15 protein-coding genes and 2 pseudogenes are annotated in these 16,738 nt (G+C 65.1%); 15 read left to right on the top strand and 2 right to left on the bottom strand.

The window, feature by feature from the left end; translation table 11 throughout:
- The 6 genes from ACYG9R_RS12330 (at window position 1) to ACYG9R_RS12355 (ending at window position 7,039) form a co-directional block, all read left to right on the top strand.
- On the top strand, window positions 1–972 hold the full coding sequence (locus ACYG9R_RS12330) for an ABC transporter permease (protein ID WP_023824336.1): 972 nt from the start codon (window positions 1–3) through the stop codon (window positions 970–972).
- A 2-nt stretch (window positions 973–974) separates the two neighbouring features.
- Window positions 975–1,922, top strand: coding sequence for an ABC transporter permease (locus tag ACYG9R_RS12335; protein ID WP_023698400.1), 948 nt, complete (start codon window positions 975–977; stop codon window positions 1,920–1,922).
- Window positions 1,923–2,048: 126 nt separating this feature from the next.
- Complete coding sequence (locus tag ACYG9R_RS12340; RefSeq protein ID WP_023824335.1) at window positions 2,049–3,074, top strand: BMP family protein; 1,026 nt, start codon at window positions 2,049–2,051, stop codon at window positions 3,072–3,074.
- Window positions 3,075–3,248: 174 nt separating this feature from the next.
- A complete protein-coding gene (locus ACYG9R_RS12345; RefSeq protein WP_023824334.1) occupies window positions 3,249–4,760 on the top strand; it encodes an ABC transporter ATP-binding protein in 1,512 nt (503 codons plus the stop codon).
- Window positions 4,761–5,042: 282 nt separating this feature from the next.
- Window positions 5,043–6,098: an ABC transporter permease gene (locus tag ACYG9R_RS12350; RefSeq protein ID WP_023824333.1), complete on the top strand. Its 1,056-nt coding sequence runs from the start codon at window positions 5,043–5,045 to the stop codon at window positions 6,096–6,098.
- Window positions 6,095–7,039, top strand: a complete 945-nt coding sequence (locus tag ACYG9R_RS12355) for an ABC transporter permease (RefSeq protein WP_023687753.1) — start codon at window positions 6,095–6,097, stop codon at window positions 7,037–7,039. Before ACYG9R_RS12350 ends, ACYG9R_RS12355 begins: the two co-directional genes overlap by 4 nt.
- A gap of 209 nt (window positions 7,040–7,248) precedes the next feature.
- On the opposite strand, the pseudogene ACYG9R_RS12360 reads toward ACYG9R_RS12355, so the two are convergent.
- A pseudogene (locus tag ACYG9R_RS12360) lies at window positions 7,249–8,017 on the bottom strand (SDR family NAD(P)-dependent oxidoreductase).
- Between the two features lie 233 nt (window positions 8,018–8,250).
- On the opposite strand from ACYG9R_RS12360, the gene ACYG9R_RS12365 reads away from it, so the two are divergent.
- Both ACYG9R_RS12365 and ACYG9R_RS12370 read left to right on the top strand, forming a co-directional pair.
- Complete coding sequence (locus ACYG9R_RS12365; protein ID WP_023670454.1) at window positions 8,251–8,406, top strand: hypothetical protein; 156 nt, start codon at window positions 8,251–8,253, stop codon at window positions 8,404–8,406.
- A 158-nt stretch (window positions 8,407–8,564) separates the two neighbouring features.
- Window positions 8,565–9,521 carry an LLM class flavin-dependent oxidoreductase gene (locus tag ACYG9R_RS12370; RefSeq protein WP_023726079.1) on the top strand — a complete coding sequence of 319 codons (957 nt, stop codon included), beginning with the start codon at window positions 8,565–8,567 and terminating at the stop codon, window positions 9,519–9,521.
- 88 nt (window positions 9,522–9,609) lie between these two features.
- Here ACYG9R_RS12370 and ACYG9R_RS12375 read toward each other — a convergent pair.
- Window positions 9,610–10,277: pseudogene (locus ACYG9R_RS12375) on the bottom strand (cysteine hydrolase family protein).
- A gap of 344 nt (window positions 10,278–10,621) precedes the next feature.
- On the opposite strand from ACYG9R_RS12375, the gene exbB reads away from it, so the two are divergent.
- From exbB to ACYG9R_RS12410, 7 genes are all read left to right on the top strand, one after another.
- The gene (gene exbB, locus ACYG9R_RS12380) at window positions 10,622–11,599 is read left to right on the top strand and encodes a tonB-system energizer ExbB (protein ID WP_023824331.1); all 978 of its coding nucleotides are present in this window, start codon (window positions 10,622–10,624) and stop codon (window positions 11,597–11,599) included.
- Window positions 11,600–11,605: 6 nt separating this feature from the next.
- Complete coding sequence (exbD, locus tag ACYG9R_RS12385; protein WP_023824330.1) at window positions 11,606–12,064, top strand: TonB system transport protein ExbD; 459 nt, start codon at window positions 11,606–11,608, stop codon at window positions 12,062–12,064.
- Entirely contained in the window at window positions 12,061–13,020 is a 960-nt protein-coding gene (locus ACYG9R_RS12390; protein WP_023824329.1) for an energy transducer TonB family protein, read from the top strand. The genes exbD and ACYG9R_RS12390 overlap by 4 nt, the downstream gene beginning before the upstream one ends.
- 171 nt (window positions 13,021–13,191) lie before the next feature.
- Window positions 13,192–14,286 (top strand): transporter substrate-binding protein, encoded by a 1,095-nt coding sequence (locus ACYG9R_RS12395; RefSeq protein ID WP_023824328.1) that lies wholly within the window; start codon window positions 13,192–13,194, stop codon window positions 14,284–14,286.
- Complete coding sequence (locus ACYG9R_RS12400; protein ID WP_023824327.1) at window positions 14,283–14,897, top strand: ANTAR domain-containing response regulator; 615 nt, start codon at window positions 14,283–14,285, stop codon at window positions 14,895–14,897. Before ACYG9R_RS12395 ends, ACYG9R_RS12400 begins: the two co-directional genes overlap by 4 nt.
- A complete protein-coding gene (locus ACYG9R_RS12405) occupies window positions 14,875–15,777 on the top strand; it encodes an ABC transporter permease (protein WP_023681457.1) in 903 nt (300 codons plus the stop codon). Before ACYG9R_RS12400 ends, ACYG9R_RS12405 begins: the two co-directional genes overlap by 23 nt.
- Window positions 15,778–15,790: 13 nt before the next feature.
- Window positions 15,791–16,711: an ABC transporter permease gene (locus ACYG9R_RS12410; protein ID WP_023815305.1), complete on the top strand. Its 921-nt coding sequence runs from the start codon at window positions 15,791–15,793 to the stop codon at window positions 16,709–16,711.
- Window positions 16,712–16,738: the final 27 nt, after the last annotated feature.

Here is a 16,738-nt window from a genome sequence, read left to right on the forward strand (position 1 = left end):
ATGACGGCAGTCGCTCCCGGCCCTACGTCCTCGCCGCGCAGCAGCGCGGCCCGCGCGCGCCTGCTGCGCAGCCTGTTGCCGGCGCTGTCGCTGGCGCTGGTGGTTATCGCCATCGCCTGGCTCAACCCACGCGCCATCAGCTATTTCGGCTTCAGCCTGATGTTGAACCTCGCTATTCCGATCGCGCTGGCGACGATCGCCCAGATGTTCGTCATCGCCGGCAATGAGCTCGATCTGTCGATCGGCACCTTTGTCGGCTTTGTCGGCTGCGTCACCGCGACCTGGCTGAAGGACGCGCCGCTGCTCGGCGTGATCGTCCTGCTCGGCTCCATAGGCGTTTATGCGCTGCTCGGCGCACTGATCCATCTGCGCAATCTGCCGTCGATCGTGGTGACGCTGGGCATGAGCTTCGTCTGGCAGGGGCTTGCCATTCTGGTGCTGCCCAAGCCCGGTGGCAAGGCGCCGGACTGGCTCTTGTCGCTGATGGCCTTCAAGCCGCCCTTCATTCCGTTCCCTATCATCGCCGCGCTGGCGATCGCAGCGGTGGTGCATTTTGGGCTGATGCGCACCTCCTATGGCGTCATCCTGCGGGGATCCGGCGGCAATCCGGCGGCGCTCAGGCGCGCTGGCTGGTCGCTGCTTCGAACCAAGATCGTGCTGTTTGCGCTGACCGGCCTATTCGGCGTTCTGTCCGGCATGGCGCTGATCGGCATCACCACCTCGGCCGACGCCAATATCGGCAATGGCTACACGCTGCTGGCAATCGCCGGCGTCATTCTCGGCGGCGGCGAGTTCGTCGGCGGCCGGGTGTCGCCGATCGGCGCCGTGCTCGGCGCGCTGACACTGGCGCTGGCGGCATCGCCTCTGCTCACCTTCATGCACATTCCGCCGGACTGGCAGGTCGCGGCCAACGGCGCCATCCTGATCATCGTGCTGGCAGCCCGCGTCCTGATCAGCCGCAGGGAGAGGTAGCGATGACGCTGGTTAAATCGCTTGTCGCCAAACCCTGGATCTGGTCGTTCATCGGCGCGATGTTCGTCTGGCTGGCGACCATCGCTTTCACCGGCGGCTATGGCGGCGGCGGCATGATCACGGCGGCACTTTCGCTTGCCGTGTTCACCGTCATCGTCGGCGTCGGCCAAATGTTCGTCATCACGCTCGGGCCAGGCAATGTCGACCTGTCCCTGCCGGCCAATATCGGGCTCGCCAGTGCCGTCGCCATGAAGGTCATGGGCGGCAGCGATTCCATGATCGTGGTCGGGCTGCTCGCCGCGCTCGCCTGCGGCGCTGCCATCGGTGCCGTCAACTATCTCCTGATCTGGGCGCTGAGGATCCCGCCGATCATCGCCACTCTTTCGGCCAGCTTCATCATCCAGTCGATCGACATCAGCTATGGGCGTGGCCTGCAGATCAAGCCGCCTCCCGGCTTTGCCGATTTTGCCAACTGGCAAATCCTGGGCATTCCAGTGCTGGCGATCCTTACCGTATTGTTCACCATCGGTGCGGCCATCGCCTTGCAGCGCATGATCTATGGCCGCTCGGTGCTGGCGATCGGCCAGAACATCCGCGCCGCGTGGCTTGCCGGCGTCAATGTCGGCCGCACCCGCTTCCTCACTTACACGCTGTCGGGCGCGCTCGGCGGCATGGACGGGGCGCTGCTCGCCGGCTATTTCCGCGGCGCCAATGTCGATATCGGCAACGAGTACCTGCTGGCCTCGATCGCCGTCGTCGTCATCGGCGGCACCTCGGTCGCCGGCGGCAAGGCCAATGTTCCCGGTGTCTGGGGCGCGGCGCTGTTCCTGGTGCTGCTTCTGACCATGCTCAACACGTTCGGCGTCAGTGCCGGCGTTCGGCTGTTGCTGACCGGGCTGATCATCGTCGGCGTCATCACCGTAGCCGGTGGCGAGAAGGCGGTACGCTAGCGCCGGCTCCTGCCAGCGACACCGCCAAATTTGACCATGTGGACAAAAGTCCGCACCCGTTCCATAGTTCCGCGTCTGATTTCGGAACAGCCGGCTCGACACGGATGTCAAACAGAGGGGCACTAGATGGAAAACCGGAAAAACAAATCGCAATCGACCGGCCTGTCGCGGCGCGACGTGCTGGAACTCGGCGCACTTGGCCTGGCCGCAGCCATGCTGCCGGGTGCAGCCTTCGCCAAGGACAAGAAGCTGAAGGTGGCGGCGATCTTCGCCACGCCGATCGAGGAGCCGTGGGACAACCAGATCCACGTCGCCCTGCAGAAGGCCGAGAAGGAACTCGGCATCGAATACAAATGGTCGGAAAAGGTGCAGACCGCCGATTTCAGCCGCGTCATGCGCGAATATGCGCAAGGCGGGTACCAGCTGGTGCTGGGCGACGCCTTCGCCGCCGAGCGTGAATCGCGCCGCACGGCAAAGCAGTTCCCGAAGACGGCATGGCTGTTCGGCTCGGGCGCCGGCCCGGCCGAGCCCAATTTCGGCGTCTTCGACAACTGGATCCACGAGCCGGCCTATCTCTCCGGCATGATCGCCAGCAAGATGTCGAAGTCGGGCACGATCGGCGCGGTGGCGGCGATGGGCATTCCGGAAGTGAACCGGCTGGTCAACGCCTTCTTTGCCGGCGCCAAGGAGGTCAATCCCAACATCAAGAAGAAGGTCGCCTTCATCGGCTCGTTCTTCGATCCGCCCAAGGCCAAGGAAGCGGCGGTCGCCCAGATCGATGCCGGCGTCGATGTCATCTATGCCGAGCGCTTCGGCGTCATCGAGGCGGCGGTGGACAAGAAGATCCTCGCCATCTCCAACATGTCCGACCAGTCGAGCCTCGGCCCCGACACGGTCATAACCGGGCCGGTCTGGGACATGTATCCGACGGTCGAGCAGGCGATTAAGCTGGTCAAGGCCGGTGTCTTCACCGCGCAGGATTATGGCGATTTCTCGCGCATGGCCAAGGGCGGGTCGTTCCTGGCGCCCTACCATAAATTCGACAAGACGCTGCCGGCGGATGTGAAGGATCTGGTCGAGAAGAAGAAGGCCGAGATCCTGGAAGGCAATTTCCGGGTGGATGTCGACGAGAACACTCCGGTTTCGGATTAGCTCGGCGTACCCCTCCCCCTTGAGGGGAGGGTGGCCCGCAGGGCCGGGTCGGGTCCTCCGCGAAGTGCTCCATCCTGCTAAGTCATAGGTTGAGGCAGTTGAGGTGACCCCACCCGCCTCGCTTCGCTCGGCACCCTCCCCTCGAGGGGGAGAGGTATCTCCGCAGGAGCATCCTTGTCCGCCCCTCTCATCGAAATGCGCGGCATCACCAAGAGCTTCGGCGCCGTCAAGGCGAATGAGGCTGTCGATCTAAGCGTCGCCCCAGGTGAGATCCTCGGCCTGCTGGGCGAAAACGGCGCCGGCAAGACGACGCTGATGAATGTGCTGTTCGGCGCCTATGCGCCGGATGCCGGCGAAATTCTTATCCAGGGCAAGACCGTGCGGATCACCAGTTCGGCCGATGCGCTGGCCGCCGGCATCGGCATGGTGCACCAGCATTTTCATTTGGCGCCAAGGCTGACGGTCCTGGAAAACCTTCTGATTGGCATTCCCGGCAAATCCGGCCGCATCGACCGCGCCGGCGGACTTGCCCGGTTGTCCGACATCAGCCGTCAGCATGGGCTGACGCTGGACCCCAACCTGCCTGTCTCCGCGCTGTCGGTCGGCGAGCAGCAGCGGCTCGAAATCGTCAAGGCGCTGTTTCGCGGCGCCAGGCTGTTGATCCTCGACGAGCCGACGGCGGTGTTGGCGCCCAGCGAGGTCGACGGGCTGTTTTCGGCGCTGCGCTCAATGGCGGCGCAGGGGCTCGGCATCATCTTCATCTCGCATAAATTGAACGAGGTGCGGGCGCTCACCCATCGCTGCACCGTATTGCGGCACGGCCGCGTCGCCGGCCGTGTCGACGATCCGGCGAACACGACATCGGCAGAAATGGCGCAGCTGATGTGCGGCCATGAGATCGTGCCGCCGGCAAGAGGACCTTCGACCCCAGGCGCGGCGGTGCTGACGCTCGACGGTATTTCCACCTCACGGCATTCGGGGACGCCGCTGCGCGACGTATCGCTTGCCGTTCGCGCGGGCGAAATCCTCGGCATTGCCGGGGTCTCCGGCAATGGCCAGCGGGCGCTGGCCGAGGTGATTTCCGGCACGCGCGCGCCCGACGCCGGCGCGATGACGATAGCCGGCAAACCTGTTACGCGGTTCTCGCCGCGCGAGGTGCAGGCGCTCGGCCTTGGCCGCATCCCGGAAGACCGTATGACGACCGGGCTGGTCACCAATCTGCCGCTCGCCGATTCCATGGTGTTGCCGCGCATTGGTACTGCGGCTTTCAGCAGCCGGGGCCTGCTCAAGCCAGATGCGATCCGCGCCTTCGCCGAAGAACAGATCAAGGCCTATGACATCAGGTGCCCCGGGCCGATGACCCGCGCCGGCGCGCTGTCGGGCGGCAATCTGCAGAAGGCGCTTTTGGCGCGCGAACTGGCTTTCGACCCGAAGGTGCTGATCGTCTCGCAGCCGACGCGCGGCCTCGACATCGGTGCCGCCCGCTTCATCCACGAAAAATTCCTCGACATGCGTGCCAAGGGCTGCGGGATCATCGTCATCGGCGAGGATCTCGAAGAGCTGCTGGTGCTCTGCGACCGCATCGCGGTGATGTATGAGGGCCGCATCGCCGGCACGCTGGACAGCGCCGATGCGACCATCGCGCGGCTTGGGCTGCTGATGACCGGGGCGGAGGGCAGAGCCTAGATGGACTTTCTCGCTCGGTTCCTCGCAGAAACTTCAAATAATACTGCCCGCTTTTGGCTGACTTTAAGCGTCAGCGCTGCCCCTCACCTGCCTGCCGGCACCTTCTCCCCGTATAGAGACGGGGAGAGGGGCTCTCACCCATGGTTTCGCCAATCGCCACAGCTGCAAGAGGGGAGTTGCCATAGGGCCCAGATCCCTTCTCCCCGTGTCTATACGGGGAGAAGGTGCCGGCAGGCGGATGAGGGGCGGCGCGACCGTCTGGGCGGCGGAGGGGCATAGCTGATGTTCCGCCTCGAAGCCCGCAGTTCCACCCCCGCCTGGTTCAATCTCGCTTTGCCGCTGCTGGCCATCGGCGCAGCGCTGGTCCTGTGCAGCGGCCTCATCGCGCTGGCCGGCGCCGGCGTGCTTGAGGCCTATGGCGTGATGCTGTCGGCCTCGTTCGGCGACAGCTATGCCATCACCGAAACGCTGGTGCGCGCCGCCCCGATGATCTTCACCGGGCTGGCTGTGGCCGTCGCCTTCCGGGCCAAATTCTGGAACATCGGCGCCGAGGGCCAATTGCTGGCCGGCGCCGTGGCCAGCTGCTTCGTCGGCGCCATCCCGATGCCGGGCGCGCTGGCGATCCTGTCGATGGCGCTGGCGGGCGGTGCTGCCGGTGCCGCGGTAGCGCTGGTGCCCGCGACGCTCAGGGTCAAATTCAAGGTGGATGACGTCGTCAGCTCGCTGCTGCTCAACTCGGTCATCTACTATGCGCTGATGGCGCTGATCGAGGGGCCGTGGAAGGACTCGTTCAGCGGCTATCCGATCTCGCCGCCGATCGAGGATTCGGCGAATTTCCCGGTGCTGCTCGAAGGCACAAGGCTGCATCTGGGTGTCATCGCCGCGTTGATCGCAGCACCGTTGATCTGGTTCCTGATCGTGCGGACCACGCTCGGCTTCCGGATCAGGGTCACCGGCGAAAGCCCGGAAGCCGCCCGCTATGGCGGCATCCACGTCGAGCGGGTGCTGATTTCGACGGCGCTGCTGTCGGGCGCGCTGGCCGGGCTTGCCGGCGTCGGCGAGGTCGGCGGCGTGCATTTCCAGGTGATGAGCGACATTTCGCCGGGCTATGGCTATTCCGGCATCGTCGTTGCCATGCTGGCCAGGCTCAATCCGCTCGGCGTCGTACCGGCGGCGATCTTCCTGGCCGCCGTGATGACCGGCGCCGAAGCGATGTCGCGCGCCACCGGCGTACCGGCGTTCCTCAGCGATGTCATCCAGGGCACGGCGCTGCTCGCCATGCTGGTGGCGCTGCTGTTCACGGCCTATCGCATCCGCCGCGTCGGTGCCGCCTTATGAGCGCGGTGTTCGAACAGATTTTTCAGGTCGGCTTCCTCGCCGCCATTATCCGCATCGCCACGCCGCTGGCATTTGCCACGCTGGGCGAGATGTTCTCCGAGCGGGCCGGCGTGCTCAATCTCGGTATCGAAGGCATCATGCTGCTCTGCGCGATGACCGGCTTCACCGCCGCCAGCCTCAGCGGCAGCCTGTGGCTCGGCGTGCTGGCCGCGGTGTTGACCGGCATGGCGATGAGTGCGCTGCATGCGCTGTTCACCGTGGCGCTCGGCCTCAGCCAGCATGTCTGCGGCATCGGCGTTACTTTGTTCTCGTCCGGCCTTGCCTATTTCCTCTACCGTCTGACCTTCGGCCAGCAATCGGTGCCGCCCAGCATCAAGGGTTTTCAGACGGTGCCGATCCCGCTGCTGTCGGATATTCCGGTTCTGGGGTCAGCGGTTTTCAACCAGTTTGCGCTGGTCTACTTGGCAATCATTGCCATCCCGCTCGCTGCTTTCGTGCTCTACCGCACGCCTTGGGGGCTGTCGGTGCGGATGGTCGGCGAGAACCCGCGCGCCGCTGATTCCGCTGGGGTCAGCGTCATCGCCACGCGCTTCCAGGCGGTCATCCTCGGCGGTGCGCTGATGGGGCTTGCGGGTGCCTTCCTCACCATGGCACAGTTCAACGCCTTCACCTTTGGTGTGGTGTCGGGCCGTGGCTGGGTGGCGATCGCGCTGGTCGTGTTCGGCCGCTGGGACCCGTGGCGCTCTGCGGGCGCGGCGCTGCTGTTCGCCTTCGTCGATGCGCTACAATTGCGCATGCAGGCGAGCGGCCTCGGGCATATTCCCTATGAGGCGTTCTTGATGCTGCCGTTCATTTTCACCATCGTCGCGATGGCCGTGATGTCACGCAACGCGGTTGCGCCGTCGGCGCTGCTGAAGCCGTTTCGACGAGAAGAGCGGTAAGGCGAGTAGGACTTGGCGCCCTTCCTCTCCCCCGGGGGAAGAGGTGGCGCTGCGAAGCAGCGACGGAGCGGGGAACCACCTCGCCACTGTTGCCAACGGGTGCGCATGAATCTTCCTTGCGCCAAGGGTCGACCCCCACTCCGTCGAGCTGCGCTCGACACCTCTCCCCCGATCGACGGGGGAGAGGAAGGGCGCCAAGCCTGGGATACTCACATCGCCGTAAAACCATTTATCGACAAACAGATGCGTGCCATTGACGAAGCTGGACTCATCGCTGGCGAGGTACAGCGCTGCCTTGGCCACTTCCTCCGGCTCACCGATGCGGCCCTGCTGTGCGGCCAATGCGGCGCCCGATACGTCGACGCCGAGCTTGCCGAGATCGGCGACCTCGCGCAGGCCGTGCGGCGTGCGGATGAAGCCGGGACAGACGGCGTTGCAGCGTATGTTGCGGTCGCGGAATTCGACTGCGATGGCGCGCGCGAACATGTGGCAGGCGCCCTTGGTGGTGTCGTAGAGCACCTCCATGGGTGTGGCCGCCACAGCCGAGATCGACGAGGTGCAGACGATCGAACCGCCACCGGCAGCGATCATGCCCGGCAACACGGCGCGCGTCATCAGGAACATCGAGCGGACATTGACCGCATGCAGCCAGTCCCATTCCTGCACTGTGGTCTCCAGGAACGGCTTTATCACGATGGTGCCGGCATGGTTGAACAACACCGTGGCCGGGCCGAGCCTGACCGTCGCCGCCTTCACTGCGGCCTCGACCTGCGCCTCGTCCGAGACGTCGGCCACCCAGTGTTCGGCGATATGTCCCCGCGCGCGTATCGCCGCCGCAGTGGCTGCCGCCGCCTCGCCATTGCGGTCGATGATCGCCACCTTGGCGCCTTCGGCGGCGAACAATTCCGAGGCCGCTCCGCCCATTCCGGTCGCGCCGCCCGAGATGATTGCAATCTTGCCGGCTAGTCTTGTACCCATGTTCTGTTCCCCGTTCCCGATCGAAATGATCCGCATTTACGCCGGAATGGCGATGCTATCGCCTATGCAGACGTCGGCCAAGCTTGTCGCTCGCTTGTCGCCAACAGGGGGCTCCCAGCAATGCCAAACCAAATAATAAGGAATACTGAGAAAATCGTTCTACATATCCCCAAAAAATAGCACTCGACAAAGTCTACTGATTTTATAGATTAATCCGCAAGACGGAGGTCGATATGTCCTATATCCAGAACGCCGAGACAGACCGCACCAGCCAGAGGCTGGCCAATAGCCAGGCTTTTCGCCCGGCCTATGCCGGCGCTTTCGCCTATCTCGTCTTTGCCCTTGCGTTCGTGTTCACCGGGGCAGTCGTGCTCGGCTTGATTCCCTGACCGATCAGGCCGAAAGGGTGGCGACCTAGCGCTTTCAGTGAGTGACCGGAGTTGATGAACCGAACGCGGACGCGCTTTGGCGCTGATGCTTGTTTTTACGCATGTCGTCGTCTCAAAACCGGGGGCGACATACATCCAACGTGATGGAGGAGATGGCAATGCCGATCGAGTTCACGCATGTTCCCGGTAAAACGCACGCCGCCGATGCCGGTTCGGCCGTACCGTTCTTCTATGATTTCGTCGAGACGGCGACCAAGCTGTCGCTGATCGAGGATTCCGGCTTCCAGAACATCGTCGTCGACGACCCGGCCGGGCTGTTGACCAATATGGACATCGCCGCCCAGGCGCTGGACCGCACCTCGTCGCTGGAAGTGGTGCTGACGCACTGGGCCGGCGTGATCGCGCCAGCCGTTGCGGCGCGGCAACTGGCGGCGCTCGACGCCAGGAGCGGCGGCCGGCTGGCGCTGAGGATGCTGAGCGAGCCGCTGGATGACGACGATGCCGAGACGCGTCCGGTCGGCCACACCGTGGTCTGGCAGCGCATCGACGAATATCTGGTGCTGCTGAAGCGGCTGTGGTCGAACGACCGGCCCTTCGACCATGAAGGTGCATTCTACAGCATCAAGGGTGGCTATGTGCCGCGCAAGGGGCCGCATGGCGTCGACGTGATCATCCGCATGGGTGGCCAGTCCGGCACCGCGCTCAAGGTCGCCGGCCGCCATGCCGACGTGTTTGAACTCACGGCTGGTTCGCTCGACGAGATCCGCCAGCTGATGGAACGGGCGCGCAGCGCCGCCGCCGAGCATGGCCGCGCCGGCAAGCTGCGTTTTGCGCTTCCGGTCCGGGTCCGCTCGGAGGGTGGCGCCTCTACCGTCGGCCACAAGGCGGTCGAACTTTCCGGACCACCGGCGCAGATCGCCCTGTCGCTGCTGCCCTATGCGGCGCTGGGCATCAGCGAGTTCATGATCGTCGGTGTCGACCGGCCGCGCGAGATCGCCAGCGTCGGCCGCGAGACGATCGCGCTCTTGCGCAACTCGCTGGCACGCCGGGAGGCGGAGGTGCCGCAGCCCGGCGCGTTTGCCTCGCGGGGCGGGTCGGATATTCACGCAGGGTGAATTTGCGGGTGGAATGAAAGCTATTTCGTAGCGTTCCTTCACACCCCCCTCTGCCCGGCAGGGCAGAGGGGTGCTGTCCCGCCAGCGTCTAATCACCACTCAGCACTGCCAGCGCCTCCAGCACCGCGCCAGATTCCGTCAGCGCACCAAACACCCCGTCCTCCACCGTCACCATATGCAGCGCCGCGTCATGCGCGTATTGGTCGCCGCTGGCGCAGGCGTCGGCGATGGTCAGGCACTGGAAATTGAGGTCGCAGGCCTCGCGCAGCGTCGTGTGCACGCAGACATCGGTCGTGCAGCCGGGAAAGATCAGATGGGTGATGCCGCGTGCGCGCAGCACAAGCTCCAGATCCGTATAGGTGAAGGCGCTGTTGCAGGTCTTGTCGACGATGATGTCGTGCGGCGCGACGTCGATCTCGGCGACGATCTGAAAGCCGGGGCCGGAGCGCAGCAGCACGTCGGTGCCTTCGAGACCCGCCCGCTTGCGGCGCCATCTCTCGTACGGCGTCATGTCGGCCATGTCGCCGCGATATCCCTGCCTGGTGTGAATGATGGTGAGGCCGGCCGTGCGTGCCGCTGATATCAGTCGGTTGACCGTAGGCAGGATGGCTCGCAGCGGCGCGGGTCATAACCCTTCCTGGCGAAATAGCCGGTCGGCGAGAGGAAATCCTCCTGCAGGTCGATGACCAGCAGCGCGGTGTTTGCCGGCACCAGCCGGCCGTCATAGGGGAAATCGAACGGTATCGCCTTGATCATCGCAGCCTGCCTCAATTGCTGCTCGGCATCGTGGCCCAGCAACCCTGGGCCGTCCATCCCTCGGTGCGACGACACCAGGTAGACCGATGCCAGGACGATGTGCCGTTGAGACATCGCGCCCACAATCGTCGGCCAAAAAGCCATCTTGTTTGTTGACTACAAAGCTCATGTTTTATAGTCAAGCAGGGGCACTCGGCCGCCTGAATTGTTTTCCAGCGGCGGTGCCGCGTTTGAGAGAAGCCAGAATCCGTGGCTGGAGTTTTCGGGGTCGAGATGGGGGTGTTCCCGCATCCCGTCACCGGCCAGCCGATCGGTTACGTGCAATGACGAAGCGAGGACGAAGCGTGTCCAGAAATGGTTTGTTGGCGGCGCTGGCCGCGGTCATGCTGTCGGCCGGCAGCGCTGCTGCGCAAGAGCAGCCAAACACGCAGCCCAGGGTGACGACTGTGCCCGCTGCAGATCCCCAGTCGGCGCCAACCGTAGTCGAACAGCCCGCACCGGCTGCGCCTGTCGCGCCGGCTTCGCCAACTGCCGGGCAGGCGGCGCCGACCGCGCCACAGCCGGCAACCCAGCCCGGTGCATCCGCGCAGGCCGAGGCTTCGGCAATATCGCTGACGCTGCCGCACGATCTGTCGCCCTGGGGCATGTTCATGGCCGCCGACATCATCGTCAAGGCGGTGATGATCGGGTTGGCCTTCGCCTCGCTCGTCACCTGGACGGTGTGGCTGGCCAAATCGCTGGAGATTCTCTTCGGCAAGCTCGGCGCCCGGCGCGCTGCGCGCGCCATCGGCAATGCCGCCACACTGCGCCAGGCCGGGCGCTCGCTTGGCAACAGTGGCGGCCCCGGTGCGCTTTTGGTGCGGGCAGCCGAGGAAGAGACTGCCCTTTCGGCCGGTGCGCTCGGCCATGTTACCGGCGACGGGCTGAAGGAACGCGTGACGTCGCGCCTGTCGCGCATCGAGGCGGCGGCGGCGCGGCGCGTGTCGCGCGGCACCGGCGTGCTGGCGACGATCGGCTCGACGGCGCCCTTCGTGGGCTTGTTCGGCACCGTCTGGGGCATCATGAACGCCTTCATCGGCATCTCGCAGGCGCAGACCACCAACCTCGCGGTCGTCGCGCCCGGCATCGCCGAGGCGCTGCTCGCCACGGCGATGGGCCTGGTCGCGGCCATTCCCGCGGTGGTCATCTACAACGTCTTTGCGCGGTCGATAGCCGGCTACCGGCAGCTTCTTGCCGATGCCTCGGCCGGGGTCGAACGGCTGGTCAGCCGCGATCTCGATTTCCGCACGGTGCCGCAGGCGCCCGCGCTGGCGGCGGAGTGATGGGCCATGGCGGCTAGAATTCGCGAAACTATCGACGGCGATCTCGAGGAAAACCACGAGATCAACGTGACGCCGTTCATCGACGTCATCCTGGTGCTGCTGATCATCTTCATGGTCGCTGCCCCCTTGGCGACAGTCGACGTCAATGTCGATCTGCCGGGTTCGACCGCGACACCGGCGCCCCGGCCGGAAACGCCGCTGTTCCTGACGCTGAAGGACGATCTGACGCTGGCGATCGGCAATGACAGCGTGTCGCGCCAGGCTTTCGCCGCGGTGCTCGACGGCAGAACCAAGGGCGACAAGCAGACCCGCATCTTCCTGCGTGCCGACAAGGCGGTCGGTTATGGCGAGCTGATGGAGGTGATGAACCTGCTGCGCGGCGCTGGTTATCTGAAGATCGCGCTGGTGGGGCTGGAGACGGTGCCGGCGGACGCATCCGCGGCGCACCGGGGCGCCGCCCCGTGACGCAACTGGCCGCCGCCGCACCCGCGGCCGACCCGCCACGCGCCGGCCTGCGCGAAATTGGCTTGTGGGCGGCTGCGGCCATTGTCATTGTCGGCGCGCATGTCGCGATCGCCTATGCCGTCCAGAGCTTCAGCCTGGCCAACATGGCCGATGGCGGCCCGCCGCCGGCTGTGGCTATCGAGCTGTCGCCGATGATGGTGGCGCCGGCGGTGCAGGAGGACTCGATGGCCGACGTGGTGACGCCTGAGCCGCCGAACCAGATCGAGGAGGCGGTTGCCGAACTGAAGCCCGTCGTGGAGCCCGAGCCCGGTCAGCCGGGGCCGGTCGCCGAGAAGACGGAAGCGGTTCAACCCGCCGCTCCGATCGAGACGGCAGCGGCCGAGCAGCCCGATCAATCGCCGCCGCTGGATGAGGTGGTGCCCGACATCGTCCCGACCATAGCGCCGGATGTGGTCATTCCGCCGCCCCAGACCAAGCCGGCGGAGACCAAGCCGGCGGAGACCAAGCCGATCGAGAAGGCGAAGAAGGCTGCCGAAAAACCCAAGCCGAAAGCAAAGAAAGAGAAGAAGGAAAAGGCCGCGCCGGCGAAAGCGGTCGTGACCGCCAGTGTCGATCAAAAGGCAGCGGCGAAGGCGTCGGCGCCGAAGGCTTCGCAATCGAGTGGATCATCAGTCAGTGCAAGCAAATGGAACTCCCAGCTGATCGGATGGATCAATCGGCACAAGCGCTACCCGAGCGCGGCAAGGTCGCGGCGCGCCGTGGGTACCGCAAATGTGACCTTCGTCGTCAGCGCTTCGGGCAAGGTGACCTCCGTCCGGCTGACACGATCTTCGGGGGACGCCGATCTCGATCGCGCCGCGCTCAGCATTCTGCAGGGTGCGACGGTGCCCGCGCCACCGCCTGAGAAGGCCGGTACGGCTGTCGTGGCGCCTTTGATGTTCACGCTGCGGAACTAGAAGCAGCCGGACAAGGCCGATCCCATGACCACGTACTTTCCCGCTTGACTGACCCGCCGGACCGAATACGCTAGCGCAAAATACCGGCCTTGGTCGCCGGGCGGCAAATATGCCTCGTATGCCTCGCCCTCCGGCGCTGGCTGCGGGGCATTGTCATTTCTGAGGATCGGTTTGAAACGGCGTATCGAGATCGGCATCCTGTATTCCCGCTCGGGCAGCTACCAGCTGGTCTCCGATGCGTGCCGGATGGGCGCCATGCGCGCCATCGCCGACATCAATGCCGATCGGAGCTATGGCATCGAACTGGTTCCGGTCGAGCGCGATCCGCAAAGTAATGCCGATCGCTACGCGACTTTGTGCGAGGACATTTTCAGGACCAGCAGCGCGCGCCATGTCGTCGGTTGCGTCACCTCGTGGAGCCGCAAGGAAACCATCCCGGTGCTGGAGAAGGCCGGCGGCATGCTCTGGTATGCCTGCCCCTATGAAGGGTTCGAGGCCAACGAGCATGTCGTCTACATGCACGCCTGCCCCAACCAGCATCTGGTTCCGCTGATGGCGCATGTCGTGCCGCGTTTCGGCGCCAACGGCTTCCTGCTCGGCTCGAACTACATTTGGGGCTGGGAGATGAACCGCGTGGCGCGCGACCTGATCGCGGATGCCGGCGGCAAAGTGCTGGGCGAGCGCTATCTGCGCATCGGCGAGACCGACGTGTCGCGGTTGATCGCGGAAATCCGGGCGACGAGGCCGAGCTTCATCCTCAACAATCTGATCGGCACCTCGTCGTATGCCTTCCTGGCGGCTTACCGCGAGTTGGGCGATGAGGATGCGGCATTCAGGCCGGAAAACTGCCCCGTCATCTCCTGCAACCTCACCGAAGGCGAGTTGCCGGCGATCGGCGAGACAGGGAAAGGGCATCTGTCGGTCGGGCCCTATTTCGCGCCCCGGCCGGCTGCCTTCGCTTCGTCCTTCGAGGCCTCCGCCTATGCCTCGGTGCAGGTGATGGCCGACGTGCTGTCGCGCGATGCCGATGCCGGCCCGGCGGAATTTTCCAAAGCCTTCGCCGAGCGGCGCTTCTCGACCCGGCTCGGGCCGATCGCCATCGACGCGCATTCCCAGCACGCGACGCTGCCGGTGATCATCGGCCGGATCGCCGATGGCTTCTTCGAGGTCGTCAGCCAGGAGGATGAGGTCGCGCCGGATCCATATCTGTCGCGCTACGACCCCGCCAAGACGTTCGGCCGTCCGCGTCTGAGAGTGGTGTCATGACCCGGACGCGCATCCCCAATCTCGGCGGCGCGCGGGCTTTCATCCTGCATCGCCCGCATCCGACGGTGCAGGCCATCACCAGGCAATTGTCGGCCATCGGCCTGGCTACGATCGACTGCTGGCCGGAATTGCCGCCGGAAGCTCTCGCCGCCGATTTCGTCTTCTTCGATGCCGATCTCGGTTTCGACGAGCAATTCCCGTGGAAGCCGGGCGAGGCGCCGATGCCGCTGGTGGCGCTGATCGGTTCCGAGGCGCCGGGGCGTATCGAATGGGCGCTGTCGCACAAGGCCGATGCGCAGCTGCTGAAGCCGGTCGGCAATGCCGGTGTGTACAGCGCATTGCTGATCGCAAGGCAGAGCTTCGAGGCACGGAAGCATTTAGCCGGCGAGATAGCGTCGCTGCGCCAGCGCGTCGCCGAGCGCCAGACCATTGTGCGCGCGGTGACGGCGCTGTCGAAAGGCAGCGACGACGAGCGTGCCTATGCACAACTGCGATCGCTGGCGATGAGCTGGCAGATCAGCGTCGAGGATGCCGCGCGTCGCATCGTGGCAATGCAAAGCGAGGAAGCAACGGGGGAAGAAGGCGGCGATGACCAGTCCCATCGCGCCTGATCTGCCGGTGCGCATGCCGGTCAAGCCGCGCGCCGGTGTCTGGCGCCGGCTGGTGAAACGCCGCCTCGCGCTGCTCGGCCTGGTCATCGTCGCCATTGTCCTTGCCGGCGCTGTGCTGGCGCCCCGGCTGACCGGCTATGACCCCAACGAGCAGATGTTCGACGGCCTGACCATCGAGGGCTCGCCGCTGCCGCCCAGCGCCCAGTACTGGCTCGGCACCGACCTGCTCGGACGTGACCTCTTGACCCGCATCCTCTACGGCGCCCGCACCTCGCTGATCATCGGCATCGTCGCCAATGGCGTGGCGCTTTTGATCGGCACTTTGGTGGGCGTCACCGCAGGCTATTTCCGCGGCTGGATCGGCAGCGCGCTGATGCGCTTCACCGATCTGATGATGGCGTTCCCGGCGCTGCTGCTCGCCATCTGCCTGGCGGCAGTGTTTCAGCCCAGCCTGTGGATCGTCGCCATGGTCATCGCGCTGGTCAACTGGGTGCAGACGGCGCGTGTCATCTACACCGAGACATCGTCGCTGGCCGAACGCGAGTTCATCGATGCCGAGCGCAGCATCGGGGCGAGTGCGCCGCGCATCCTATTTCGCCACATCCTGCCGCATCTGCTGCCGACCATCATCGTCTGGGGCACGCTCGGCATCTCGACCACGGTTCTGCTCGAGGCGACGCTTTCCTTCCTCGGCATCGGTGTGCAGCCGCCGACCGCGTCGTGGGGCAACATCATTTTCGAGAACCAGACCTATTTCCAGGCCGCCCCCTGGCTGGTGTTCTTCCCCGGCGCCGCAATCCTGGCGTTGGCGCTGGCCTTCAACCTGATCGGCGACGCATTGCGCGACATCCTCGATCCGACGCAAAGGGGCCGGGAATAATGGGGGGCCGGTCATGATCGCCTATCTCGGCCGCCGGCTGATCCAGTCGCTGCTCATCCTGCTTGGCGTCTCGCTGATCACTTTTGCGCTGCTCTACCTCTTGCCGGCCGACCCGGTGCGGCAGATCGCCGGCCGCAGTGCTACGCCGCAGACGGTGGAAAACATCCGCCAGCAACTCGGCCTCGACCAGCCTTTCGTGGTCCAGTATTGGCACTACCTGACGAAGCTCGTCAGCGGCGATCTCGGCCGCTCCTACATACAGCGCTCCGAGGTCACCGAGCTCATCGTCTCGCGGCTGCCGGCCAGCCTGCTTTTGATGGTAGGCGCCATCCTGTGCGAACTGCTGATCGGGCTCTCCATGGGCCTGATCGCCGCCGTCAAGCGCGGCACCGCCACCGACCAGACCCTGATGGTGGCCTCCTTCGTCGGCGTCTCGGCGCCGCAATTCGTCGTCGGCCTGTTGCTGCTCTACGTCTTTGCCGTGCGTCTCAGCTGGTTCCCGATCGGCGGCTATGGCACCTGGCGCCATCTGGTGCTGCCGTCGCTGACGATGGGCATACTCGGCGCCGGCTGGTACGCGCGCATGATGCGCTCGTCGATGATTGACGTCCTGCGCCAGGATTATGTCCGCACGGCGCGGGCCAAAGGCCTGGCGCGCAGCGCCATCATATTCCGCCACGCACTGCCGAATGCCATCCTGCCGGTCATCGCCATGATAGGCATCGACATCGGCATCTTCATGGGCGGCATCGTCGTCGTCGAAAGCGTGTTCGGCTGGCCGGGTATCGGTCAGCTGGCGTGGCAGGCGATCCAGCGCGTCGACATTCCGATCATCATGGGCGTCACGCTGGTGTCGGCCTTCGCCATCGTGCTCGGCAATCTGCTCGCCGACATCATCGCGCCGTTCATCGATCCCCGCATCAAGCTCAGATGAAAATGAAACAGAGAAAGGGAACACAAC

This window comes from Mesorhizobium sp. RSR565B (assembly GCF_054719465.1).